At 51.4% G+C, this 245-nt stretch carries 1 tRNA gene and 1 rRNA gene; both read right to left on the minus strand.

Annotated features, from left to right (window positions below):
• Nucleotides 1-33 precede the first annotated feature (33 nt).
• Nucleotides 34-110: transfer RNA gene (locus tag AAC855_RS21390), tRNA-Ile, on the minus strand.
• 70 nt (nt 111-180) lie between these two features.
• Nucleotides 181-245 (minus strand): 16S ribosomal RNA (locus tag AAC855_RS21395); the annotation flags it as partial.

A 245-nucleotide genomic window follows, 5' to 3' on the forward strand; every position in this document is an offset into this window, starting at 1 on the left:
CCCTTATGCGAATCACGCCGCCGAAGGAAGAATTGGTAGGCCTGAGTGGACTTGAACCACCGACCTCACCCTTATCAGGGGTGCGCTCTAACCACCTGAGCTACAAGCCTACGCCGATACCGTCTCTTGTATCTTTCATCAGACAATCTGTGTGAACACTCACATTTCACCATCATAGGTTAAGGAGGTGATCCAACCGCAGGTTCCCCTACGGTTACCTTGTTACGACTTCACCCCAGTCATGA

Source organism: Xenorhabdus bharatensis, assembly GCF_037996705.1.
GTDB classification, from domain to species: Bacteria; Pseudomonadota; Gammaproteobacteria; order Enterobacterales; family Enterobacteriaceae; genus Xenorhabdus; species Xenorhabdus bharatensis.